Raw genomic sequence first — 22,806 nt, forward strand, 5'->3', positions numbered from 1 at the left:
ACGAGGGTGTGCTTGTGGACGGGATCTCCGCACAGCTGGACCTCTCCGCTGGACCTCCCGCCCCCGTTCACCCTCCCGTCGACACGGACGTCAACGTGCCGACGCTGCCAGGAAACAGCCCCGATGAGTCTCGACACCCTCCAACCGCCGCCGTCCCCGCCTGCCGCCCAGTCCGAACGGCCCGAAGCGCTCGCAGCGCCCGAAGCACTCGAACGGGCGACCGACCGGGGTGGCCGCCCCTCACCCGGCGCGGCGCTGCACAGCCTCAGCGGCGCCACCGCGGTGCTGCTGGCACTGGCCGCCGTCGGCGCACTGCTCCACCATCCGGTGCTGATCCCGCCGCTGGCCGCCAGTGCCGCACTGATTCACAGCTCGCCGCGCCTCCCGCTGTCACAGCCGCGCAGCGTCGTCGGCGGGCATATCCTCGCGGCGCTCACCGGATTCGCCGTTCACGCCACCTTGGGGCACTCGCCCTGGGCCGCCGCCGTGGCAGGCGGGCTGGCGATGGGCGCGATGATGCTCGCGCACGCCCCACACTCGCCCGCGTGCGCCACGGCCGTCATCGTCGTGCTGCAGTCCCCCGCACCGGTCGGCTTCCTCGCCCTGCTGACGCCGGCCGTGGTGCTGCTCGTCCTGGCCGGCCACGCAGCATCGCGCGCCCATCCCCGCGCAGCCCGCTATCCGGCCTACTGGTGGTGACCCACCGTCCGCTTCACCCCCGCGCCGCTCGCAGCCGCGCGGTGGCGATGCCGCGGCGGGGGTCGTGGCCGTCGAGCAGGGCGAGCGCATGGCGGTGCAGGGCCGCGTCGTAGCGGGCGTGGCGGCCGAAGTCGAGCGCCAGCGCCGGGTCCACGGCGCTCAGCACCGCCTCGCGCAACGCGACGTGCAGGTGCTCGCGCCACTCCACGACGCCCGGGGCCTCGGAGCGCGGCAGCAGCGGGCCCGCGTAGGCGGCGACGGCCGCCGCCGGGTCGGCGCGGCGCAGGGCCGCCACGACCTCGACCGCGTCGCAGGCCAGCGGCGCGGTCAGCGCGTAGCGGCGGGTCGCGATGCCGCCGCCCAGCGCGCTGCGCAGATGGGAGACCTCCGCCTTGAAGGTCGAGGCGGACACCGAGCGGTCACCGTAGAGGGCGTCGCGCAGCCGCTCCGGCGTGAAGCCCTCGGGCTCCAGCGCCAGCAACGCGAGGATCTCCAACTGCCGTGGGCGCAGCGGCAGCTCGACGCCGTCACGGTGCAGCGCGGGCGTCTCGCCGAGCGCCCGCAGGCGGAACGCGGCGGAGGGCGCCACGGCGGGCGTCGCGGCGGGCACCGCGGCGGGCACCGCCGGCACGTCCTCGCGCAGCCGCTCCTCGATCCCGGCGGCCAGCAGCCGCACCGTGGACAGCGCCAGCGGGTGCGACCGGTCCCAGGTCGTCGACAGGTCCAGCACGCCGAGGACCCGGCCCTGCGCGTCCCGGATCGGCGCGCAGTAGCAGACCCAGCCGTGCAGCGCGGCCAGGTAGTGCTCGGCGGAGAAGACCGTGGCGGCCTGTCCGCGCAGCAGCGCCATCGACAGGGCGTTGGTGCCCATCGCCTGCTCGTCCCACCGGCCGCCCGGCGCGAAGTTGAGCTTCTCCGCCTGTGCCCGCATGTGCCGCCCGCCGCAGGTCCACAGGATGGTCCCGGACTCGTCCGTCACCGCCGCGACGAAGCCCGCGTCGTCGGCGATCCGGCGCAGCTCGTCCGCGACGGACGCGACCGGCTCGCGCAGCCGCGAGTGCGCCCAGCGCGAGCGGGCCGCGTCCGCGTCACCGACCGGCGCCTCCAGGCAGGCCCGGTCCACGCTCGCCCCGCTGCGCGCCCACGACTCCGCCACCTCGGCGCGCAGGCTCGCGGCCTTCTCCCCCGGTCTGCCCAGCTCCGACCAGGCGCGCTCCAACTCCGCACGGCGCCGCCGCAGCCCGGCCGCCGTGGCCGGCTGACCCACCGTCGTCCCGGCCGTCCCGGCCGTCCTGCCCGCCCGCACGCGTCCAGCACTCACGTCATCCATTAACAACGCCCAGGCCGTGCCCGACAAGGGAGTGTGCAGGGCCACCGTTCCAGCCCGGCTCCAGCCCCGCTCCGCCTGGACGCGTGGCCAGTATCCGTCACGAAGGCTGATCTCGAAGAGATATGACGTCCAATCACTCCAACGAGTGGTTGGCACGCGACTCAGCCCGCGCGGCGTGCCATGGGGTTAGCGTCGGGATAGAGCCCGCCGGGGCAGAACCGGGCCAAAACCGGGGCAGAACCGGGGCAGCACCGGGCTTCGGATGCGGGTGCAGGCAAAGGAACGCAAGGAGTTGGCGCTGACTGCGGGGAGGGTGCCGCGATGGTGACGTCCTGGGTGAACGGTCGGCGGTCACGCCCGGCGGACCCGTCTGCCCGTGCCGCCTCGGGCTCCCCCGTGGACGCCGCGAGCGTCTGGGCGCTGCTCGGAGCCGACGGCCGTTCCGCCGCCGCCCGCGACCGGTTCCTGACCGGCGCGGACGCGGGCGACGCGTCGAGCCCGACCGCCGTCGTCCGCGAGCCGGTGCTGGCGTCCTGGCGGCGCTGCCGCGACACGGGCGTGTCGGCCGACCGCACCGAGCTCTCCTACGACCCGGACCTCGACAGCGAGGAGCGCCTGCTGATCGCGTCGTACCCGGTGCTGGAGCGGCTGCACCAGCAGCTGGCGGGCACCGGGGTCTGTGTGCTGCTCACCGACGCCCGGGCCCGGGTGGCGGCCCGTCATGCGGGTGAGCCGGGCCTGAACCGGCATCTCGACGCGATCCAGCTCGCCCCCGGCTTCGGCTGGGCCGAGCACGAGGCGGGCACCAACGGCATCGGCACGGTGCTGGCCGAGGGCCGGCCGGGCGTCGTCATCGGCAGCGAGCACTTCGCCGAGGCGTACCGGCCGTTCGTCTGCGCGGGCGCGCCGATCCGGGATCCGCTGCTGGGCACGATCCGGGGCGTGGTCGACCTGACCTGCTGGCAGCGCGACGCCCACCCGCTGATGTCGGCGCTGGCCCGGGAGGCGGCCCTGGCCGTCGAGCAGCGGCTGCTCGACCAGCGCTCGATCCGCGAACGCGCCCGCTGGGAGGCGGACCAGCGCGCGGCCACGGGCCGGGCCCGGGGCGCCCCGTACGGCCGTGCGTTAGACGGCGCCCTCGCCGACGAGCCGGTGCGCCTGATCGGCGCCGCCCGTGTGCGCCCGCCCCACCCTCCACCCGCAGCGCTGGAGGCACCGCCAGGGCGGGCCGGGCAGGCGAGGCAGGCACGGCAGGACGGGAGGGCAACGAAGATGGCCGGGACCACCGCGAAGGCCGACGACGACACCCACGGCGTCACCACCAGAACCGGCGCCGCCACCGGCGTCACCCACGCCCAACTCGCGGTCGCCGCGCGGAACCGGCTCGCGCTGCTCTGGGAGGCCGGGGTCCGGATCGGCACCACCCTCGACGTGGCGCAGACGGCCGAGGAGCTGGCCGCGGTCGCGCTGCCGGAGTTCGCCCAGTACGCCACCGTCGACCTGGCCGAGTGGGTCCGCGCGGGCCAGGAGCCGCCGCCCGCCGAGACCGGCGAACCGCTGCAACGTGCGGCAACCCGGACCATCCGCGCGGGCGGGCCGCTGCTCCCGCTGGGCGCCGAGGTCCCGTTCGCCAAGGAGGGGGCGCAGGCCCGGGCGCTGCGCGTCGGGCGGGCTGTGCTGGACGAGTGCCCGGAGCGCGTCACCACCGCCGAACCGGGCTTGGCGGACTACCGGATGGCCTCGGTGGTCACCGTGCCGCTGCGGGCCCGGGGCACGGTCCTCGGCGTGGCCTCCTTCTACCGCTCCCGTGACGCCGGACCGTTCCGCGCGGACGACCTGCGGCTGGCCGAGGAGCTGGCGCAGCGCGCCTCCGTCTGCCTGGACAACGCCCGCCGGTTCACCCGCGAGCACTCCCTCGCCCTGACCCTGCAGCGCAGCCTGCTGCCGCACGCCCTGCCTGCGCTCCCCGCGGTCGAGGTGGCCCATCGCTACCTCCCGGCCCAGGAGGGCGTGGGCGGCGACTGGTTCGACGTGATCCCGCTCTCCGGCGCCCGGGTCGCGCTGGTGGTCGGAGACGTCGTCGGCCACGGCCTGCACGCCGCCGCGACGATGGGCCGACTCCGCACCGCCGTGCGCAACTTCGCCGCGCTCGACCTGCCGCCGGAGGAGCTGCTCGGCCATCTCGACGCCCTGGTCGACACCATGGACCGGGAGCTCGACGGCGACCCGGACGCCGGCCCGCACAGCGGCAGCGGCATCATCGGCGCGACCTGCCTCTACGTCATCTACGACCCGGTCAGCGGCAGTTGCACCATGGCCGGGGCCGGGCACCCCTCCCCCGCGCTGATCCTGCCGGACGGAACGGTCAGCTTCGCCGAGGTGCCCTCGGGTCCGCCGCTGGGCCTGGGCTCGACGACGTTCGAGTCGATCGAGCTGCCGCTGCCCGAGGGTTCGCGGATCGTCCTCTACACCGACGGCCTGATCGAGGACCGCGGCCAGGACATCGACGTCGGCATGGCCAGGCTGGGCGCGTCGCTCGTCGGCCGCGACCGCTCGCCCGAGGAGCTCTGTGCGTCGGTCCTCTCCCGGCTGCTGCCGCAGCGGCCCAGGGACGACGTGGCGCTGCTGGTGGCGCAGACCCGGGGCCTGGACGACGACCGGGTGGCCCGCTGGCAGGTCCCGCTGGAGCCGTCCGCCGTGGCCGGGCTGCGGGCCGAGGTCTCCGCCCGGCTCACCGGCTGGGGCCTGCACTCGCTGGCGGCCACGGCCGAACAGCTGGTCAGCGAGCTGGTGACGAACGCGATCCGACATACCGACGGCCCGGTCGAGCTACGGCTGCTCCGCGACCGTGCGCTGATCTGCGAGGTCGCCGACGGCAGCGGCGTCTCCCCCCGGCTGCGCCGGGCCCGCTGCGAGGACGAGGGCGGACGCGGCCTCTTCCTGGTCGCGCAGCTGGCCTCGCGCTGGGGCACCCGGTTCACCGAGGACGGCGGCAAGGTCATCTGGGCCGAGCTCACCACGCCCGGCGGCACGCTGGGATGAGCCCCGATGCCCCGCCGCCGTCCGGCTACGCTGAGGCATGCCCGAAATGATCTCCACACCGCAGCCGCAGCCCTGGCCGACCCGTGCCGAGGCTGTCGACGGCTCCGACGCCGCGGCCGTCCGCCGCGTCAACCTCGCCGCCTTCCCGACGCGCAACGAGGCGGACCTGGTCGACGCGCTGCGTACCGACGCCCGTGCCTGGCTGCCCGACTCGTCCTTCGTCGCCGAGGCCCCGGACGGGACGGTCGCCGGACACGCGCTGCTGACCCGGTGTCATGTCGACGGCGTCCCGGCGCTGGCGCTCGCTCCGGTGGCCGTGCTGCCGCAGTGGCAGCGCCTCGGCGCGGGCACCTCGGTGGTCAACGCGGCGCTGGACGCGGCGCGTGAGGCGGGTGAGCAGTTGGTGCTGGTGCTCGGTCACCCCGCCTACTACGCACGGTTCGGGTTCGTCCCCGCCTCCGGCTACGGCATCAAGCCACCGTTCGAGGTCCCGGACGAGGCGATGATGGCCCTCGCCCTGGACCCGGGCCGCCCGGTCCCGGCCGGATCGATCCGCTACGCCGACGCGTTCGGCGTCGAGGTCTGAGCGCTTCCGGAGGCGGTGGCCGCGACCGGCTCAGCGGCCGGTGACGCGGCGGGGGCCGTGGCAGGCGCCGCTGCCGTGGCAGGCGCCGGTGACGCCGCCGGGGCGAGCGCGTGGGTCGCGGAGCTGGTGTCCACGAACAGCATGCCGAAGGCCGTGGCCATGGCCACGAACGCGTCCGAGGCGTTGACATGCCGGCCGCCGTCGACGACCAGCGCGGCGGCGGCCACCAGCAGCGCGGCACAGCCGATGACCGCGTGGGCGGCCCACATCGCGTCGATGGTGGGCTGCTGCGGCTGCGCCAGGCCCTTCTGGGCCTGCTTCGACGTGGCGGGGTTGATCACCGCGCCCATCAGGCCCGCGGCGAGGGCCGTGAAGACCTTGGCCACGCCCGAGAGGTCGATCTTCGCGGTCTCCCAGGCCACGCCGGCCAGCGCCGCCATCAGCCCCAGATAGGCCACCATCAGCGCAGCGCGTGACCAGGTGGCCGGGTTCCTCACCGCATTCTCCTGTCGTACATGCGTCAGAGGATCGACCACACCGCGCCGTCGGGGCAACACCGCCAGGATAACGATGTGACCCCGAGTCAGACCTGCGGCGGGAACTCCGCCTCGATCACCTCGGCGGAGTCACCCTCGAACTCGAAGTTCTCCAGCGGCACGCCGTAACGGTTGGCGATCTCGTAGAGATCGTGGCGCTCGGTGATCACCGTCTCCTCGCCGAGCGGATTGTTCAGCGCGTCGAGGACCTGGGCGACCACATGCCGGGGGCCGATCTCGGTCTTGACCCAGACCCGCACCGATGTACCGGACTGTCCCGTCATGATCCAATCATCCGTCCGCAAAGCCCTCCGTTCCAGTCGGCACGCCGGGGACAGTGCCCGCGCCCGCACTCCCGTCCCGACGGAGGCGCGGGCGGAAGTGCGGGCGCGAATGCTGCTGTCACGTCAGCTCGCCGAACCGGCCGCCTCGACCAGCTTGGCGTACGGGGCGTTCTTGCGCACCGCCTCGATGCTCTTCTCGCAGGCCTCGCGGCTCTCGAAGACCTCGCTCAGGGCGATGACCTCGCCGGTCGCCGACTTCAGCGTGAAACGGAACTCCTGCGCCTTGTCCTGGTGGACCTCGAACTTGCCGGGCATCCCCGCACTCCTTCGCTCTTCGTTCGACTTCACATCGCCGCGCGTCACGCAGAAGTCACTCTGCGTGGCGAACCGGCTACAGCCGAAGCTAACGCCGATCGCCCGCGTCGGCATCCGGAGCGGGGCGACGCGGGCGATCGGGACGAGCGGACGAGGGTCCGTCAGAGAATGGCGCCCGGGCGGTACTTGGCGGCCTCGGGGTAGCGGGCGGCGACCTCCTCGACGCGGCGGACCACCTCGGCGACCTGGCCGGACGCGGCACCGGTGAAGGAGAGCCGGTCGGCCAGCAGCGCGTCGAGACCGGCGCGGTCCAGCGGGATCCGCTCGTCCGCCGCCAGCCGGTCCAGCAGCTGGTTCTCGCGGACGCCCTGGCGCATGGCCAGCGCGGAGGCGACGGCGTGCTCCTTGATCGCCTCGTGGGCGGTCTCGCGGCCGACACCGGCGCGCACCGAGGCCATCAGCACCTTGGTGGTACCGAGGAACGGCAGGTAGCGGTCCAGCTCGGCGGCGATGACCGCCGGGAAGGCGCCGAACTCGTCCAGCACCGTCAGGAAGGTCTCGATCAGGCCGTCGAAGGCGAAGAACGCGTCCGGCAGTGCGACGCGGCGCACCACGGAGCAGGAGACGTCGCCCTCGTTCCACTGGTCGCCGGAGAGCTCGGAGACCATGGAGGCGTAGCCGCGCAGGATCACGGCCAGGCCGTTGACGCGCTCGCAGGAGCGGGTGTTCATCTTGTGCGGCATGGCGGAGGAGCCGACCTGGCCCTCCTTGAAGCCCTCGGTGACCAGCTCGATGCCGGCCATCAGCCGGATCGTCTTGGCCAGGCTGCCCGGCGCACCGGCCAGCTGCACCAGGGCGGTCAGCACGTCGTAGTCGAGCGAGCGCGGGTAGACCTGGCCGACGCTGGTGAACGCGTGGTCGAAGCCCAGGTGGGAGGCGACGCGCTGCTCCAGCTCGGCCAGCTTCTGCTGGTCGCCGCCGAGGAGGTCGAGCATGTCCTGGCTGGTGCCGACCGGGCCCTTGATCCCGCGCAGCGGGTAACGGGCGATCAGCTCCTCCAGCCGGGTGAAGGCGACCAGCAGCTCGTCGGCGGCCGAGGCGAAGCGCTTGCCCAGAGTGGTGGCCTGCGCGGCGACGTTGTGGGAGCGGCCGGTCATGACCAGCTCGCCGTGCTCGGCGGCGAGCGCGGCCAGACGGGTGAGCAGCGCGACCGTGCGGTCGCGGACGTGCTCCAGGGACTGGCGGACCTGCAGCTGCTCGACGTTCTCGGTCAGATCCCGCGAGGTCATGCCCTTGTGGATCTGCTCGTGCCCGGCGAGGGCGCTGAACTCCTCGATACGGGCCTTGACGTCGTGGCGGGTGACCCGCTCACGCTCGGCGATCGAGACCAGGTCGACCTGGTCGACCACGCGCTCGTAGTCGGCGACGGCGCCCTCGGGCACCTCGATCCCCAGGTCGGCCTGGGCCTTGAGGACGGCCAGCCACAGCTGCCGTTCGAGGACGACCTTGTGTTCGGGGGACCACAGCCGCGCGAGCTCGCCGGAGGCGTAGCGGGCGGCCAGGACATCGGGGATGAAGGGCTTGGCGCTCACGCTGCGCCATTCTAACGGTCCAGCTCAGTGCCGGTCGGACCGGGCCGCCGGACCTGCGCTGTCACGGCCTGCACCGTCGCGGGCCACCCGCGCCTCGATGCCGTCGAGGGCGAGCTCCAGCGAGTCAGCGAAGTAGCGGTCGCGCTTGACCGCCATCGGCTCGCCCTCGACGGGCGGACTGATCCGGTCGGAGTTCTCGACGAAGGCCTCGTCGATGTGCGCCGCCAGCTCCCTGACCTCCTGCATGTAGGCGTCCTCAGTCACCCCGGCGGTGCGGATGCGGATCATCTGCTGGCCCTCGGAGGTGGCGAAGCCGTAGACGAACTGGAAGACGAGCCCGAGCACGGCCGCGTACTGCTCGGGCGGCAGGCCGGTGCGCTCAATGGCGCTGAGCGCGCTGGTGGAGAAGAACAGCGCGTTCGGGCCGAGCGGCAGCACCTCGCCCGCGATCCGGACCGCCCACAGGTGGCGCTGGTAGAAGGCCCGGTACTCGTGCGCCATGGCGCGCAGGTGGTCGCGCCAGTCGGTCTCCTCGGTGAGCGGGGCGATCCGCATCTCGCCGAGCGCCTCGTCCAGGGCGAGCTCCAGCAGGTCGGCCTTGTTGTCGACATACCAGTAGACCGACATGGGGGTGACGCCGAGTTCGTTGGCCAGGCGGCGCATCGAGAAGCCCGCCTCGCCCTCGGCGTCGAGCAGCGCGATGGCGGCGCGGACGATCTTCTGCCGGGTCAGGCCGCTGGGGGCGGCGCCGCGCTTGCGCTCCTTCGGCGGCGCGGCCCAGACGCTGACGCTCGGCAGGGCGGACTCCTGCTTCGCGCTCTCCTTCGCCATGCGGCGCCTTGCCCTTCTTCGCCTGCCCCGTCGATCGATGCGCGGGCACCAGCCTGAGCAAGCCGCACAAGGCGACGCGTGCCCGCGCATCGATCGTAGTCAGCGTGCGGGTCAGGCCGCCGGGGCGGGCTCCGGCTCGCGGGCCTCCGGCTGGCCGGGGACCGTGCCGCCGCCCACCGGGGCCGTGCCCGCCCGGCCGATCAGCCAGGCCGCGACCAGGCCGCCCACCAGCACCGCGACCGCACCGATCAACTGAGCGTTCGTCAGCGAGTCGGCGAAGGCGCTGTGCACCTGGTGGGCCTTGCCGGGACCACCTGCGGCCAGCGCGTCCGGCAGCGAGCGGGCGGCGCCCTGCGGCACACCGGCGGGCAGCGAGGACGCGAACCCGGCCGTCAGCACCGCGCCCAGGACCGCGACGCCCAGCGAGTTGCCGAGCTCGCTCATGGTGCCCATCAGTCCGGAGCCGATACCGGCCCGCTCCGGCGGGATCGAGGACATCACGGCCCCGCCCATCGCGGGCTGGGCGCACGCGATGCCCGCGCCCATCAGCAGCAGGCCCAGCAGGATGCCCGGGTAGGAGCCGTTGTGCCCGAGGACCGCGATGGCCGCGAGTCCGCCGGCCATCAGGGTGAGGCCGACCGCGATGGCGACGGGCGGGGCGAGCTTGGTGGTCAACCGCATGCCGAAGCCGGTCAGGTTCAGCAGCACCACGGTCAGCGCCATCGGCGCGGTGCGCAGACCCGCCGAGAGCGGGCCGTAGCCGAGCACGAACTGCAGGTGCTGGGTCAGCAGGAAGAGCGAGCCGCCCATCCCGAAGGAGACCAGCACCCCGCCCGAGACCGCGCCGCGGAAGCGGGCGTTGCGGAAGAACGACATGTCCAGCAGCGGGTGCGGCGTGCGACGCTCCCACAGCACGAAGCCGGTCATCACGACGACGCAGATCGCCGCGGGCAGCAGGGTGCGGCCGGAGGTCCAGCCGTAGCCGGGGCCCTGGATGATCGCGTAGACGCCCGCGACCAGGCCGACGGTGCACAGCACCGCACCGAGCAGGTCGGGACGGTCGCCGAGCGGGTCCTTGGACTCGGGCACCAGCCGCGCCACGCCGATCAGCCCGAGCACGCAGACGGGCAGGTTGACCAGGAAGACCGAGCCCCACCAGAAGTGCGCCAGCAGCAGCCCGCCGATGACGGGGCCGAGGGCGAAGCCCAGCGAGCCCACGCCCATCGCGGCGGCCATGGCCTTGGGCAGCTCCTCCCCGTCGAAGGTGCGGACGACGATGGCGATGCTGGTGGCGAGCAGCATGCTGCCGCCGACGCCCATGGCCGCGCGGGCGGCGATCAGCTCCCCGGCGGTCGAGGAGAGCGCCGCGCCCGCCGAACCGAGGCCGAAGAAGACCAGGCCGAGCAGCTGCGTCCGCTTGCGCCCGTACCGGTCGGCGAAGCCGCCCGCCGCGATCAGCAGACCCGCCTGGGCCAGCGAGTAGGCGCCGATGACCCACTGGGTCTGCGAGGTGGTCGCGCCCAGCTCCTTGGTCAGGGAGGGGATGGCGACGTTGAGGATGGTGTTGTCCAGAATGACCACGAGCTGGACCAGGCAGAGCACTGCCAGGATCACCCAGCGGTCCGGTCTGCGGTTTGCGGCCGCCCCCGCGGTCCCCACCTGTTCCGGTTGACTGACGGACACTGGCCCCACCCCTTCTACGGTGTACAAGACTTCTACACTGTAGAAGAACGGGCGCAGCAAGCGCCACGGATTATTTCCCTTGTCGCGACTGCGGCTCTGACCTGCGCTTTTCTCCAGCCCGGCTAGCGGACCAGCAGCTCGAGCAAGCGCTCCGCCTCGGCCGCCGGGTCGGCGGAGAGGCCGCAGTGGACCGGACCCGGCTGGACCACGGTGCTGCGCGGCGCGGTCAGCCAGCGGAACCGGCGTCCCGGCTCCTCGTCCACGGCCTGCCCGGCCGCCGCTCCCCCGGCGCAGATCCCGGCCACCGCGTCCAGCGCCGCCCGCACGCCCGCGACGTCCGCGTCGGGGTCGAGCGCCAGCAGCCGCGCCTCGTCCAGGTGCACGGCCGCCCGCAGCACGCCCGCCTGGCGGCTGTAGACCAGCACCCCGGCGTTGATCTGCTCACCGCGTTCGACCCGCGGGACCACCCGCACCAGCGCGTACTCGTAGACCAGCTTCTCGCCCAGCTCGGGGACCGTCCGCACGGTCGGGTACGTCATCAGAACCACTCCTTCGAGGCCCGCACCCGCGCCGTCAGCTGCGCGACGTACGCCGCGCGGACCTCGTCCGGGGAGGCGAAGCCGGGCTCGTCCGCCAGCCAGACGTCAGGGACCAGGGCCAGGACCTCGGTCAGCAGCGCCTCGGTGACCTGCGGCGCGAGCGCGGCGTCAGCAGCGTCGAGGTCGGGGCCGAAGGTGCGCAGCACGTGGTCCGAGGCGTCGTAGGGCTTCTGCGCGGAGGCTGCCGCGCGCGGCCAGTTGTGATGGAAGATCAGGCTGGCGCCGTGGTCGATCAGCCACAGCTCGCCACCCCAGCGCAGCAGGTTGGGGTTGCGCCAGGAGCGGTCCACGTTGCCGATCAGCGCGTCGAACCAGACCACGCGCCCGGCCAGGACCGGGTCCACCGGGAACGCCAGCGGGTCGAAGCCGAGCGCGCCGCTCAGGTAGGCCATGCCGAGGTTGGTGCCGCCGGACCCCATGACCAGGTCCTGCACCTGCTGGTCCGGCTCGCCCACGGCGATCCTCGGGTCCACCTCCAGCCGCACCAGCTCGGGGACGCGGAATCCGAGCCGTCGGGCCAGCTCGCCCGCGACCACCTCCGCGACCAGCGCCTTGCGCCCCTGTGCGGCCCCGACGAACTTGGCGACGAGGAGCGCCCCGCTCTCCCCCTCGACCAGGCCCGGCAGCGAGCCACCCTCCCTCAGCGGCGTCACATAACGATCCGCCGACACCTCACGCAACATGCGCCCCACCCTATCGAGACGCCCGCCCTTGCCTGTGCGCGCACGGTCGCGCCGGACGGACGACCATTCCCCTCCGACCGGTGGCGGGCACTGCGGGTCCGTGCAAGTGTGGCCAGCAATGGTGACCTCGACCGTCAAGGGATGGGCACGATGGAACGACCCAGGATCCTCGTGGTCGGCGGCGGCTTCGCCGGCGTCGAGTGCGCGCGACGGCTGGAGCGGCAGCTCGCGCCGATCGAGGCGGAGATCGCCCTGATCGCGCCGTTCAGCTACGAGCTCTACCTTCCGCTGCTGCCGCAGGTCGCGGCCGGGGTGCTCACCCCGCAGTCGGTCGCGGTCTCGCTGCGCCGGATGCTGCGCCGGACGCGGATCATCCCCGGCGGAGCGGTCGGCGTCGATCCCAAGGCCAAGATGGTGATCCTCCGCAAGATCACCGACGAACTGGCGGCCGAGCCCTACGACTACCTGGTGCTGGCTCCCGGCAGCGTGACCCGCACCTTCGACATCCCGGGCCTGGTCGAGCACGCGCGCGGCATGAAGACGCTGGCCGAGGCCGCCTACGTGCGCGACCACGTGATCTCGCAGCTGGACCTCGCCGACGCCGCCACCAGCCAGCAGGAGCGCATCTCCCGGCTGCAGTTCGTGGTGGTCGGCGGCGGCTACGCGGGCACCGAGACGGCGGCCTGCCTGCAGCGGGTCACCGCCTCCGCGATCCGCCGCTACCCCAGGCTCAACCCGAACCTGATCAAGTGGCACCTGGTCGACATCGCCCCCAAGCTGATGCCCGAGCTCGGCGAGAAGCTGGGCGACGACGCGATGGAGATCCTGCGCAAGCGCGGCATCGAGATCTCGCTCGGCGTCTCGGTCGCCGAGGTCGGCGACGAGTCGGTCAAGCTGACCGACGGCCGGGTCATCCCGTCGCGGACGCTGATCTGGACGGCGGGCGTCGCGGCCAGCCCGCTGGTCAACACCCTGGACGCGGAGACGGTCCGCGGCCGGCTCGCGGTCACCGCGGAGATGCGGGTGCCGCAGTTCGAGAACATGTTCGCGCTCGGCGACGCCGCCGCCGTCCCCGACCTGGCCAAGGGCGACGGCGCGGTCTGCCCGCCCACCGCGCAGCACGCGCAGCGGCAGGGCAAGGTGGTGGCCGACAACGTCATCGCCCTGATCCGCGGCCACGAGATGAAGCCGTACTTCCACAAGGACCTCGGCCTGGTCGTCGACCTCGGCGGCGCGGACGCGGTGTCCAAGCCGCTCGGCATCGAGATGCAGGGCATCGCGGCGCAGGGCGTGGCCCGCGGCTACCACCTGATGGCGCTGCGGACCAATGTGGCCAAGGTCCGCGTGATGACGAACTGGCTGCTCAACGCGACCGCGGGCGACGACTTCGTGCGCACCGGCTTCCAGTCCCGACGGCCCGCGCGGCTGCGGGACTTCGAGTACACGGACTCGTATCTGACCAAGGAGCAGATCCGCGACTACACGGCGGAGTTGGAGGCCAGGAAGTAGGACGGCGAGTACGGCTTCTCCGGGGACTGAACGCCCTGGGCGGCGGGTTGTGACCTGCGCCGTCCAGGGCGCGCCTATTCTGGCATGGGCATGCAGTCATGTCACTCGTCCTGGCGCACTTCTGCGGCGACACGAACGGCGCTACCGGCGTGACTGACAGAAGGTCATAACTTTGCCCGCATGTCCGACAACTCGTCAGTTTCGCTGCCGTCGCCGTCGCTGCCGCACCCGTCCGCGCCCTCGCCCGCACTGCCCTCGCGCCGCCTGCTGCTCGGCTCGGCCGCGGGGGGCGCCCTGCTGAGCGCCGCCTCCCCGGTCCTCGCCGCGCCCGCGCTCGCTGTCGGACGCAAACCCGCACCGAAGCACCCCGCCGCCAAGCCGGCTGCCAAGCCTGCCGCGAAGCGTCCCGCCGCCCACCCGGCCGTCCCCTCCGACGCGCAGGCCGCCGCGGCAATCAAGGCGGAGTACCTGCACGGCTGGAACGGCTACTGCGCCAAGGCGTGGGGCTACGACGAGCTCAAGCCGCTCAGCGGTGGCCACAACGACTTCTTCGCCCCCGGCCACACCTTCGGCCTGTCCATGGTCGAGGCCCTGGACACCCTCTACGTGATGGGCTGCGACGCGGAGTTGGCCCGCTCGCGCGCCTGGGTGGAGGCGCACCTGGACCCGGCCCAGGACGTCGACATGCACGTCTTCGAGGCGGTCATCCGCGTGGTCGGCGGTCTGTTGGCGGGTCATCTGGCCACCCGCAGCAAGGCGTTGCTGACCCGGGCGCGCGAGTTCGCGGACCGGCTGCTGCCCGCCTTCACCTCCTCGCCGACGGGCATCCCCTACACCCACGTCAACCTGCGCACGGGGCAGGTGCAGGGCCGCGAGGTGCCGCTCGCCGAGGCGGGCACCAACATGATGGAGTTCGGCCTGCTCTCCCGGCTGGTCGGCGACTCGCGCTACTACGACGCCTCGCTGCGCGCCTACCGCGCCGTGCTCGCCCGCCGCAGCGCGCTCGACCTGCTCGGCACCACCATCGACGCGGAGAGCGGCCGTTGGCTGGACCACACCTCGATCGCGCCCAACCCGCCCGCCGACTCCTTCAGCGAATACCTGTGGGGCGGCGGCAAGTTGCTGAACGACGCCCAACTGACGCAGTGGTACCGGATGTTGACCCAGGCGGTGCAGACGCACCAGAGCGACGTGCGCGGCGGACTGCCCTGGTACCACCCGGTCGACGCCACCACGGGCGCCCGGACCGGAGGCACGGTCCAGTCCGAACTCGCGTCGTTCTACGCGGGGTTGCTGGGCAAGGGCGGCGACCTGGCACGCGGCGCGGCCTACTTCCGCTCCTGGACCGCCGTCCTGGAGCGTCACCCGGTGCTGCCGGAGACGATCGACTACGCGACGTTCGGCGTCGTCGACTGCGGCGCCCAACTGCGGCCCGAGTACGCCAACTCCGCGTTCGACCTGTGGCGGCTCACGGGTGACGCCTCCTACAAGGCCGCGGCCTGGCGGTGGTTCGAGAACATGCGCAGCAACCACCGCGTCGCGGGCGGCTACACCGTGATCGACGACATGCGTCCCACCCGTCCGGTGCTGGGCGATCTGACGCCGGGTTACTGGTTCGCGGAGAACCTCAAGTACCTGTGGCTGATGTTCTCCGGCACGCCGCGCTTCGACTACCGCGCCGGCATCCTGTCCACCGAGGGGAAGATCCTGGCCGGGGTGCGCTGAGACGGCTGCGGGTGGTCCCGGGTCAGCCGCCAGCGCGCTTCGAGCCCTCGGGCCAGACCCGGACCACCGCAACGCCCGCCGCCCGACTGCGCCGGACCACGTCCCCGGTGCCGCCGGGACCGGCGGGCGGCTCGCCGTCCCAGACCGCGACCAACGTGTCGGCACGGCTGAGCAGCACCTCGTTGGCCGCCTGGTACGCCTCCTCGGAGACCTGGGCGTAGGCGAGCTCGTGCACCTCCACGGCGGCGCGGACCAGCCGGTCGAAGGTCTCCGCCTGCTCGGGCCGAACCTTGTTCTCCCGGTAGTGCCGCGACGGCAGCACGACCACCAACTTGCCCCCGGCGTCCACCAGTTCCTCGGCGAAAATCGTGTCGGCGCCCCTGGCCAGACAGGAGAGCCCGGTGAGCGGCCCCTGTTCGGCGAGGGAGGCCAGCAGCTTGCGCAGTTCGATCCGGACCAGCTCGGCGGTCCGCTCGGTCAGGTCCCTGTGCCCGGTCACCGCCAGCGTCACCACAGTCTCCCCTTCGTCGATGCCGCCATCGGGGCCCTGCTCGCGCGGTCCGTGCTCCGTCCCTCCGACTCCCCCGTCGCCGCGACTCCCCCGTCGCCGCGACTCCTCCGGTCCGCCGCGGGCCCCCTCTTCACCTATGCCCGGCGCGTCCGGTGGGGATGCGGTTGGTTTCGGCCGTGCGGGAGCACGCCGGGGCTCAACGGCGCGAGGCGCGTCTCACCGGCCGGTGAGCCCTTGACGGTCGCGCAGGGTGGCGACGCCGTCGCCGTCGAGTTCGTCGCAGTAGGACGCGCGTCCGGCCATGGCCATGATGAGCGCCAGGGTCGTGCCGTACACCTCCGGCCCGTCCCCGGCGGCGAAGGGGCCGTCAGTGGCCCGCAGCCGCAGGCCGTCGGCGCGCTTCTTGGAGAGGGCGGGCAGGTCGGAGCCCCGGTAGTAGGTGGCCACGCTGGTCAGGGTGGCCACGGGGTAGTCACGCGTGAGGCCGAGCGGTCGGCGGATGTCCTCCCCGTGCACGACGACTTCGGCGAGCATCGCCAGCTTCGGCAGCGGCGGCTTGGTCGTTCCCGTCATCGCCCGGCGGAACCGCGCGAGCGTCTCCTCCGGACTCGCGCCCAGCTGCTCCGCCAGCCGCACGGCCACCTGCCGGTCGAAGTCGAAGCGGCACCGGATCACCCCCACCATCCACCGCACCGGGTTGAGGCTGGCCCCCGCGGTCAGGTGTGCGAGCACCTCGCGGACGGTGAGGCCCTCGCAGAGCGACGCGGTGGCCCACTGCTCCTCGGTCAGCCCGGCCAGGTCGTCGGCCAGGGCGGCCCGCTCGGCGTGGATCAGCGACCAGATCTCGGTGGGCGGTGTCGGCTGGTTCACTCGGGGCTCTGGAGCTGCTCGAACCGCTCGAACATCGGCCGGGCGAGCCGGTGCAGGGACGACGGCTCGGCACCGACGTGCCACCACTGGCAGGTGCCCTTCCAGGTCATCCTGTTCCCCTCGGGGACGGGGACGTCGAACGCGAGTTGCAGCACCTCGTCAGCGTCCGGCGTCGCGTAGGTGGCCGAGGTGGCGAACGCGGCGCTCCAGGACCGCAGGCCCAGATACGCGTCGCAGAGCCAGTCGAGCGTGAGCGCGACGTTCTCGGTGGGACGGACCTCGGCGACGGGCAGGGCCCAGACGTCGTCGCCCTGGTGGTCGAGCAGGAGCACGTAGTCGTCGGCGTCGCCCGGGTGCACCAGGGCCACGACCTGGAACCGGGTGACGCCGTCGCGACGGGCGCGCTCGACCAACTGCTGCGTGGTAAGGAGGTCCGGCTCGCCGAGAGGCGACAGCTGCTCAGTCTGGTTCACAGGTCAAGGATGCCAACCGGGGTTGTCGCCCGCGGACCCGGCTCCGCCAAACGGACCGCCTCCCATCTCCACATTCGGCACATTCGGGTCATTCATGGACGCAACCCAGCGTGGCGTCCATGGCGGTGGGAATGACCACATGATCGGACAGCAGCGGACAGCAGCAGTACGCAGACAGGAGGCCCGCATGGAGCTCGTCGGTCGGCGCACGATCATGGCGGCCGCCTGCGCGTCGGCCGCCGCCGCGGTCACGGGGCTGGCCGGCTGCTCGAACCGGACCCCGGCCACCTCTCCGCCCCAGTGGTGGGGACACGCCCCGGCAGCGGCGGACCAGGCCGGCCGCGCCGACCACCCTGGCGGCGTCCGTGGGGACCAGGCGCGGCCGGTGACGTTGATCGGTGACGGTTCGATGGCGGACACGGGGCCGCAGCCGTTCCAGCCGGTGCCCGAGAAGTTGCAGCCGGGGCAGCGTCCGCCGCAGTTCGTGGTGTTCAGCTGGGACGGCGCGGGTGAGGACAGCAAGAAGCTGTTCTCGCACTTCCGCTCGGTGGCGCAGGAGGTGAAGGCGACGATGTCGTTCTTCCTCTCCGGGATCTACGTGCTCCCGGAGGGCAAGAAGGACCTCTACCTGCCGCCGGGCCACAAGCCGGGCGCCTCCGACATCGGCTACCTGGCCGACGAGCACGTGAAGATGACGCTGGACCAGGTCCGGGGGGCGTGGCTGGAGGGCCACGAGATCGGCACGCACTTCAACGGCCACTTCTGCAGCCCCGCCACCGGTGTCGGCACCTGGACCCCGTCGCAGTGGCGCAGCGAGCTGGAGCAGGCCATCGGCTTCGTCGAGACCTGGAAGACCAACACCGGCCACGCCGACCTGGAGCCGCTGCCGTTCGACTACCGCAAGGAACTGATCGGCGGGCGCACCCCCTGCCTGCTGGGCCAGAAGCACCTGTTGCCCGCGGTGGCCGGGATGGGGTGGAAGTACGACGCGAGCTCGCCCGGCGGGCTGCAGATGTGGCCGGGCAAGACGCCGCAGGGGCTGTGGAACTTCCCCCTCCAGTCGATCCCGTTCCCCGGGCACAGCTTCCAGGTGCTGTCGATGGACTACAACATGCTCGCCAACCAGACCGGCGGCACGCCCAACGGCGATCCGTCCAAGCGTCCGTACTGGCAGCAGCAGTCGTACCTCTCCTACATGGCGGGCTTCAACCGCGCCTACACCACCAACCGCGCGCCGTTCTTCATCGGCAACCACTTCGAGAGCTGGAACGGCGGCATCTACATGAACTCCGTCGAGCAGGCGCTGCGCGACATCGCGGACAGGCCCGACGTCCGCCTCGTCTCCTTCCGGCAGCTCGTCGCCTGGCTGGAGGCGCAGGACCCGTCCGTCCTGGCCAGGCTGCGCACCCTCCGCGTCGGCCAGACGCCCGCCGACTGGCGCGAGTACACCACCCCGCAGCCCGTGTGACTCCGGAGGACCAGCCATGACCAGCTCCGTCGCCGACCTGATGCGCAGCAACCTTCTCGACGTCTTCAACGAACCCGATCCCGCGCGCCGCAACGCGGCCATCGCACGCACCTACGCCGACGACGTGGTGTGGCACGAGCCCGACCGGGTCGTCCGCGGCCGCGAGGCACTGGCGGAACGCGCGACGGCGCTGCGTGCGGAGGCTCCCGGCTGGGTCTTCGAGCCCGACGGCCCCGTCGCCGTCCTCGACGACCTCGGCCACCTCGGCTTCCGGTACGGCCCCGCGGGTCATCCGGTCGCGACCGGGATGGACATCGCCCACTGCAAGGACGGCGTCATCGTCGAGCTGTACACCCTCGTCACCGGCGCCGGGGGCAGCACAATCGCACCATGAGCACCGAAGCCTCCCCCGAGGCGCTGCTGGAGCCGCTCCGCGCGCCGCTGACCGGCTACTGCTACCGCATGCTCGGGGCGGCGACCGAGGTGGACGACGCCGTCCAGGAGACGATGATCCGCGCCCACGGCAACCTGCACCGCTACGATCCGGGGCGCGCGAGCCTGTCCACCTGGGTGCACGCGATCGCCACCAACGTCTGTCTGGACCTGCTGCGCGGGGCACGACGTCGCGCGCTGCCCTGGGACCTGGGACCGGCGGCCACGGGCGGCGCGCTGGGGACGCCGCTGCCGCCCGACCGGTGGGTGGAGCCCCTGGCGGACTCACGGATGGCCCAGGCAGCCGATCCGGCCGACCTCGCCGTGCGGCGGGAGTCGGTGCGGCTCGCCTTCGTCGCGGCCCTGCAGTGGCTCCCGCCCCGGCAGCGCGCCGCCCTGGTGCTGCGCGACGTGCTGGGCTTCACCGCCGAGGAGACCGCGCAGGTCCTCGACACCTCGCTCGCCGCTGCCAACAGCGCCCTGCAACGCGCCCGCGCGACCCTGGTCGAGCACCGCCCCGCCCCGACCGACGCGCCGGACCCGGACGACGCCGCGCAGCGGGACCTGCTGCGCGGCTACGTGGACGCGTTCGAGGCCCACGACATCGAGCGGCTGGTCGGCCTGCTGGCCGACGACGTGCGCTCCGGCATGCCGCCGTTCCTGTGGTGGCTCGACGGCCCGCAGAGCATCGGCGCGGCCATGACCGCCGGGGCCGACGCCTGCGCCGAGGACCGGCTGGTGCCGGGCGCGCCCGCGAACGGCTGCCTGACGCTCGGTCAGTACCGGCCGGACGCGGACGGCGTGCTGCGTCCTTTCGCGCTGCTCGTGCTGGAGCTGCGGGGCAACAGGGTGGCGGAGTGCGTCACCTTCCTCGCCTTCTTCGGCACGGGCGCGCGGTTCGCGGAGTTCGGGCTGCCGCAGGTGCTGGAAAGTTCCTCCGGCTGAAGCGATGAGTTGCGGCCTCCCGCGACGTAGGAGCAGTGACCGACACCTCCTCCACAACGGGAGCCAGAGACCATGAGCCCGACCCCGAACTCCAGCGACACCGACCTCGGTGCCGACCTCAGCGCCCACCGCGGTGCCGACCTCCGCGCCGAGACCTTTACCGAACGCGAACGACTGGCGGACCTGCTGGCGGGCCTCGCCCACGAGCAGTGGGACGCGCCGTCCCTGTGCACGGGCTGGCGCGTCCGTGACGTCGTGGCGCATCTCACCATGCCGTTCCGCGTCAGCAAACCGCGCTTCCTGGCGGGGCTCGCCGCGCACCGATTCGCCTTCGACCGCTACGCGGACGCCGTGGCCCGCCGCGACGGTGACCGGATGAGCGACGCGGACCTGCTCCGCGCGCTGCGCGACAACATCCGCCACCCCTGGCAGCCCCCGGGCGGCGGCCCGGCCGGAGCGCTGAGCCATGACGTGATCCACGGGCTCGACATCACCGAGCCCCTGGGCCTGCCGTCCGCCCCGCCGGAGCGGATCGCGACCGTCCTCGCCCACGCGAAGCCGCGCGCACTGGCCTACTTCGGCGTCGACCTCGGCGGCGTCACGCTGCGGGCCACGGACGCGGACATCGCTCTGGGCACCGGCGATCCCGTGGACCTGCCGGTCAAGGACATCCTGCTGACGGTGACCGGCCGACGTCCGCTGCGCTGACCGCGCCTGCCCCTACACACCTCTGCCTCTGCATCTCATAATCAGATGTCCCACAACGAAAACCTCTATTGGACAGAACTCTGCGGCGCGATCGAGGATTTCTCGTGCGGTAGCACGGTCGATCGACGCGACTCCGGACCACCGGACGGTCTACCGCCTGAGCGGAGGTTGAGATGCCGAGGGAAGAGACCGACGTGGTCGTCGTCGGGGCGGGTCAGGCCGGCGTGGCGATGAGTGAGCACCTGGGGGCGCACGGCATCCCGCACGTCGTCCTGGAGCGGGACCGGATCGCCGAGCGGTGGCGCTCGGAGCGGTGGGACTCCCTGGTCGCGAACGGGCCGGTCTGGCACGACCGGTTCCCGGGGCTGGAGTTCGACGACATCGCCCCCGACGCCTTCGCGCCGAAGGAGCGGGTGGCGGACTACTTCGCCGCGTACGCCGAGAAGATCGGAGCCCCCGTCAGGTGCGGGGTCGAGGTGACCTCCGCGCGCCGGCACGTCGGACGTCCCGGCTTCCGGGTCGAGACGTCCGAGGGCGCCATCGACGCCCGCTACGTCGTAGCCGCGACCGGACCTTTCCAGCGACCGGTGGTCCCGCCCATCGTCCCGGACGGCGCGGTCCCGGTGCAGATCCACTCCAACGGCTACCGCAACCCCGAGCAACTGCCCGACGGCGCCGTGCTGGTGGTCGGCGCGGGGTCGTCGGGCGTCCAGATCGCCGACGAGCTGCGCCGCTCCGGCCGCCGGGTCCTCCTCTCGGTCGGCCCCCACGACCGTCCGCCGCGCGAGTACCGCGGCCGGGACTTCTGCTGGTGGCTCGGCGTGCTCGGCCTCTGGGACGCGGAGACGCCCCCGCAGGGCGCCGAGCACGTCACCATCGCGGTCAGCGGCGCCCGAGGCGGCCACACCGTGGACTTCCGCACCCTGGCCGCCGAGGGCATCGAACTCGTCGGCCTGACCGCCTCCTACGCCGACGGCGTGCTGCGCTTCGCCCCGGATCTGGGTGCCAACATCGCGCAGGGCGACGAGAAGTACCTCGCGCTGCTGCGCGCGGCCGACGCGTACGTCGAGCGCAACGGGCTCGACCTTCCGGAGGAGCCCCAGGCCCACGCGCTCGGCCCGGATCCGGACTGCGTGACCGACCCGGTGCTGTCGCTCGACCTGGCCGAGGCGGGGGTCACCTCGATCGTCTGGGCGACCGGATACGCCGCCGACTACCGCTGGTTGGAGGTCGACGCGTTCGACGAGAAGGGCCGCCCGGAGCAGCGGCGCGGCGTCTCCGCCGAGCCCGGCGTGTACTTCCTGGGCCTGCCCTGGCTCTCCCGCCGCGGGTCCAGCTTCATCTGGGGTGTGTGGCACGACGCCCGTTACGTCGCCGACCACATCGCGACCCAGCGGGGCTATCTCGCCCAGGAGCGCTGAGGCACGCCCGCACCGGACGCCTGTGCCCGGCGAGCGCTGGAGCCGCTCGCCGGGCACACGCTTGGTCAGGCCCCCCAAGCCGTGGGGATCAGGGGCACTGGGGGATGGCGCCGTTGTGGAACGCGGCGGCCCCGTCGAGGTAGGGCCCGAAGACCCACCCCTCGATGTAGGTCTCTCCGCTCGGGTAGACCTCCGCGTCCGCGTGGTACCAGACGTCGCCGGAGTTGCCCACGTTGCCGCCGGCGGTCCAGCAGTTCACCTGCACCGCGTCACCCGCGTGCAGGTCGGGGGCGACCTTGCTGGAGCTCGCGTTGGGCGCGGAGTAGACGCCGATGTTGGAGTTCACCGGGATGAAGTCGTCGGCCTGGGCGGTTCCGCCCGCGAAACCCACCGCGGCCCCCGCTGCGACGAGCACCGCGCCGGACGCGGCAACCCGCTTGAACCATGCACCCATTGTTCTCCCCCTTGAGTTGATTTCGGAGTTGCCGGGCCTGCCCGGCGCGATCAACGATCGACTGTCCGTACCCCTACGGCTAGGCTTTTGCATGAGCATGCAAATGCTCT

At 72.8% G+C, this 22,806-nt stretch carries 23 protein-coding genes; 10 read left to right on the forward strand and 13 right to left on the reverse strand.

The genetic code is table 11. The features are described from left to right. The first annotated feature begins 123 nt into the window (after positions 1–123). Complete coding sequence (locus I2501_RS15430; RefSeq protein WP_196194551.1) at positions 124–699, forward strand: HPP family protein; 576 nt, start codon at positions 124–126, stop codon at positions 697–699. 13 nt (positions 700–712) lie between these two features. Here I2501_RS15430 and I2501_RS15435 read toward each other — a convergent pair whose 3' ends face one another. Continuing rightward, positions 713–2,020 carry a GAF domain-containing protein gene (locus tag I2501_RS15435; RefSeq protein ID WP_328806381.1) on the reverse strand — a complete coding sequence of 436 codons (1,308 nt, stop codon included), beginning with the start codon at positions 2,018–2,020 and terminating at the stop codon, positions 713–715. 330 nt (positions 2,021–2,350) lie between these two features. Between I2501_RS15435 and I2501_RS15440 the strand changes: the two genes are divergently transcribed. Together I2501_RS15440 and I2501_RS15445 are read left to right on the forward strand one after the other, a co-directional pair. Further along, on the forward strand, positions 2,351–5,071 hold the full coding sequence (locus I2501_RS15440; protein WP_196194552.1) for a SpoIIE family protein phosphatase: 2,721 nt from the start codon (positions 2,351–2,353) through the stop codon (positions 5,069–5,071). A gap of 37 nt (positions 5,072–5,108) precedes the next feature. Beyond that, complete coding sequence (locus I2501_RS15445; RefSeq protein ID WP_215909631.1) at positions 5,109–5,657, forward strand: GNAT family N-acetyltransferase; 549 nt, start codon at positions 5,109–5,111, stop codon at positions 5,655–5,657. Here I2501_RS15445 and I2501_RS15450 read toward each other — a convergent pair. The 8 genes from I2501_RS15450 to I2501_RS15485 form a co-directional block, all read right to left on the reverse strand. Then, a complete protein-coding gene (locus I2501_RS15450) occupies positions 5,627–6,154 on the reverse strand; it encodes a hypothetical protein (RefSeq protein ID WP_196194553.1) in 528 nt (175 codons plus the stop codon). The genes I2501_RS15445 and I2501_RS15450 overlap by 31 nt on opposite strands. A gap of 86 nt (positions 6,155–6,240) precedes the next feature. Beyond that, the gene (locus I2501_RS15455) at positions 6,241–6,477 is read right to left on the reverse strand and encodes a hypothetical protein (RefSeq protein ID WP_196194554.1); all 237 of its coding nucleotides are present in this window, start codon (positions 6,475–6,477) and stop codon (positions 6,241–6,243) included. Positions 6,478–6,600: 123 nt separating this feature from the next. Beyond that, positions 6,601–6,792, reverse strand: a complete 192-nt coding sequence (locus I2501_RS15460) for a YegP family protein (RefSeq protein ID WP_196194555.1) — start codon at positions 6,790–6,792, stop codon at positions 6,601–6,603. 161 nt (positions 6,793–6,953) lie between these two features. Further along, a complete protein-coding gene (purB, locus tag I2501_RS15465; RefSeq protein ID WP_196194556.1) occupies positions 6,954–8,384 on the reverse strand; it encodes an adenylosuccinate lyase in 1,431 nt (476 codons plus the stop codon). A 24-nt stretch (positions 8,385–8,408) separates the two neighbouring features. Further along, positions 8,409–9,215: a TetR/AcrR family transcriptional regulator gene (locus tag I2501_RS15470; protein WP_196194557.1), complete on the reverse strand. Its 807-nt coding sequence runs from the start codon at positions 9,213–9,215 to the stop codon at positions 8,409–8,411. 111 nt (positions 9,216–9,326) lie between these two features. Continuing rightward, positions 9,327–10,829, reverse strand: coding sequence for an MFS transporter (locus I2501_RS15475; protein ID WP_328806382.1), 1,503 nt, complete (start codon positions 10,827–10,829; stop codon positions 9,327–9,329). Between the two features lie 191 nt (positions 10,830–11,020). Next, the gene (locus I2501_RS15480) at positions 11,021–11,437 is read right to left on the reverse strand and encodes a DUF3037 domain-containing protein (protein ID WP_196194558.1); all 417 of its coding nucleotides are present in this window, start codon (positions 11,435–11,437) and stop codon (positions 11,021–11,023) included. After that, positions 11,437–12,180 (reverse strand): HipA family kinase, encoded by a 744-nt coding sequence (locus I2501_RS15485; RefSeq protein WP_196194559.1) that lies wholly within the window; start codon positions 12,178–12,180, stop codon positions 11,437–11,439. The genes I2501_RS15480 and I2501_RS15485 overlap by 1 nt, the downstream gene beginning before the upstream one ends. 150 nt (positions 12,181–12,330) lie before the next feature. Here I2501_RS15485 and I2501_RS15490 point away from each other — a divergent pair, with 150 nt between their 5' ends. Together I2501_RS15490 and I2501_RS15495 are read left to right on the forward strand one after the other, a co-directional pair. Next, the gene (locus I2501_RS15490; protein ID WP_196194560.1) at positions 12,331–13,689 is read left to right on the forward strand and encodes an NAD(P)/FAD-dependent oxidoreductase; all 1,359 of its coding nucleotides are present in this window, start codon (positions 12,331–12,333) and stop codon (positions 13,687–13,689) included. A 180-nt stretch (positions 13,690–13,869) separates the two neighbouring features. After that, positions 13,870–15,414 (forward strand): glycoside hydrolase family 47 protein, encoded by a 1,545-nt coding sequence (locus tag I2501_RS15495; RefSeq protein ID WP_196194561.1) that lies wholly within the window; start codon positions 13,870–13,872, stop codon positions 15,412–15,414. A gap of 22 nt (positions 15,415–15,436) precedes the next feature. On the opposite strand, the gene I2501_RS15500 is transcribed toward I2501_RS15495, so the two are convergent. From I2501_RS15500 to I2501_RS15510, 3 genes are all read right to left on the reverse strand, one after another. Beyond that, complete coding sequence (locus I2501_RS15500) at positions 15,437–15,925, reverse strand: hypothetical protein (RefSeq protein ID WP_408022737.1); 489 nt, start codon at positions 15,923–15,925, stop codon at positions 15,437–15,439. A 216-nt stretch (positions 15,926–16,141) separates the two neighbouring features. Then, positions 16,142–16,795 carry a maleylpyruvate isomerase family mycothiol-dependent enzyme gene (locus I2501_RS15505; RefSeq protein WP_196194563.1) on the reverse strand — a complete coding sequence of 218 codons (654 nt, stop codon included), beginning with the start codon at positions 16,793–16,795 and terminating at the stop codon, positions 16,142–16,144. Beyond that, positions 16,792–17,268, reverse strand: coding sequence for a hypothetical protein (locus I2501_RS15510; RefSeq protein WP_196194564.1), 477 nt, complete (start codon positions 17,266–17,268; stop codon positions 16,792–16,794). The genes I2501_RS15505 and I2501_RS15510 overlap by 4 nt, the downstream gene beginning before the upstream one ends. Before the next feature lie 187 nt (positions 17,269–17,455). On the opposite strand from I2501_RS15510, the gene I2501_RS15515 reads away from it, so the two are divergent. From I2501_RS15515 to I2501_RS15535, 5 genes are all read left to right on the forward strand, one after another. Further along, positions 17,456–18,736 carry a polysaccharide deacetylase family protein gene (locus I2501_RS15515; protein ID WP_196194565.1) on the forward strand — a complete coding sequence of 427 codons (1,281 nt, stop codon included), beginning with the start codon at positions 17,456–17,458 and terminating at the stop codon, positions 18,734–18,736. Positions 18,737–18,752: 16 nt separating this feature from the next. Further along, a complete protein-coding gene (locus I2501_RS15520; protein ID WP_196194566.1) occupies positions 18,753–19,130 on the forward strand; it encodes a nuclear transport factor 2 family protein in 378 nt (125 codons plus the stop codon). Further along, positions 19,127–20,113, forward strand: coding sequence for an RNA polymerase subunit sigma-70 (locus tag I2501_RS15525; RefSeq protein WP_196194567.1), 987 nt, complete (start codon positions 19,127–19,129; stop codon positions 20,111–20,113). Before I2501_RS15520 ends, I2501_RS15525 begins: the two co-directional genes overlap by 4 nt. Positions 20,114–20,185: 72 nt before the next feature. After that, complete coding sequence (locus I2501_RS15530; protein ID WP_196194568.1) at positions 20,186–20,821, forward strand: maleylpyruvate isomerase family mycothiol-dependent enzyme; 636 nt, start codon at positions 20,186–20,188, stop codon at positions 20,819–20,821. 173 nt (positions 20,822–20,994) lie between these two features. Further along, the gene (locus I2501_RS15535; protein WP_196194569.1) at positions 20,995–22,242 is read left to right on the forward strand and encodes a flavin-containing monooxygenase; all 1,248 of its coding nucleotides are present in this window, start codon (positions 20,995–20,997) and stop codon (positions 22,240–22,242) included. A gap of 88 nt (positions 22,243–22,330) precedes the next feature. Here the strand turns inward: I2501_RS15535 and I2501_RS15540 are convergent, their stop codons facing one another. Continuing rightward, positions 22,331–22,696 (reverse strand): hypothetical protein, encoded by a 366-nt coding sequence (locus I2501_RS15540; protein WP_196194570.1) that lies wholly within the window; start codon positions 22,694–22,696, stop codon positions 22,331–22,333. Positions 22,697–22,806: the final 110 nt, after the last annotated feature.

Origin of the sequence: Streptacidiphilus fuscans (genome assembly GCF_015690355.1) — a bacterium.
GTDB lineage: Bacteria > Actinomycetota > Actinomycetes > Streptomycetales > Streptomycetaceae > Streptacidiphilus > Streptacidiphilus fuscans.

Coding starts and splice junctions, on each gene's coding strand:
- I2501_RS15495 (WP_196194561.1), top strand. CDS start 13,870: ATGTCCGACAACTCGTCAGTTTCGCTGCCGTCGCCGTCGCTGCCGCAC.
- I2501_RS15430 (WP_196194551.1), top strand. CDS start 124: ATGAGTCTCGACACCCTCCAACCGCCGCCGTCCCCGCCTGCCGCCCAG.
- I2501_RS15520 (WP_196194566.1), top strand. CDS start 18,753: ATGACCAGCTCCGTCGCCGACCTGATGCGCAGCAACCTTCTCGACGTC.
- I2501_RS15490 (WP_196194560.1), top strand. CDS start 12,331: ATGGAACGACCCAGGATCCTCGTGGTCGGCGGCGGCTTCGCCGGCGTC.
- I2501_RS15525 (WP_196194567.1), top strand. CDS start 19,127: ATGAGCACCGAAGCCTCCCCCGAGGCGCTGCTGGAGCCGCTCCGCGCG.
- I2501_RS15455 (WP_196194554.1), bottom strand. CDS start 6,477: ATGACGGGACAGTCCGGTACATCGGTGCGGGTCTGGGTCAAGACCGAG.
- I2501_RS15470 (WP_196194557.1), bottom strand. CDS start 9,215: ATGGCGAAGGAGAGCGCGAAGCAGGAGTCCGCCCTGCCGAGCGTCAGC.
- I2501_RS15485 (WP_196194559.1), bottom strand. CDS start 12,180: ATGTTGCGTGAGGTGTCGGCGGATCGTTATGTGACGCCGCTGAGGGAG.
- I2501_RS15535 (WP_196194569.1), top strand. CDS start 20,995: ATGCCGAGGGAAGAGACCGACGTGGTCGTCGTCGGGGCGGGTCAGGCC.
- I2501_RS15540 (WP_196194570.1), bottom strand. CDS start 22,696: ATGGGTGCATGGTTCAAGCGGGTTGCCGCGTCCGGCGCGGTGCTCGTC.
- I2501_RS15445 (WP_215909631.1), top strand. CDS start 5,109: ATGCCCGAAATGATCTCCACACCGCAGCCGCAGCCCTGGCCGACCCGT.
- I2501_RS15480 (WP_196194558.1), bottom strand. CDS start 11,437: ATGACGTACCCGACCGTGCGGACGGTCCCCGAGCTGGGCGAGAAGCTG.
- I2501_RS15515 (WP_196194565.1), top strand. CDS start 17,456: ATGGAGCTCGTCGGTCGGCGCACGATCATGGCGGCCGCCTGCGCGTCG.
- I2501_RS15530 (WP_196194568.1), top strand. CDS start 20,186: ATGAGCCCGACCCCGAACTCCAGCGACACCGACCTCGGTGCCGACCTC.
- I2501_RS15440 (WP_196194552.1), top strand. CDS start 2,351: ATGGTGACGTCCTGGGTGAACGGTCGGCGGTCACGCCCGGCGGACCCG.
- I2501_RS15460 (WP_196194555.1), bottom strand. CDS start 6,792: ATGCCCGGCAAGTTCGAGGTCCACCAGGACAAGGCGCAGGAGTTCCGT.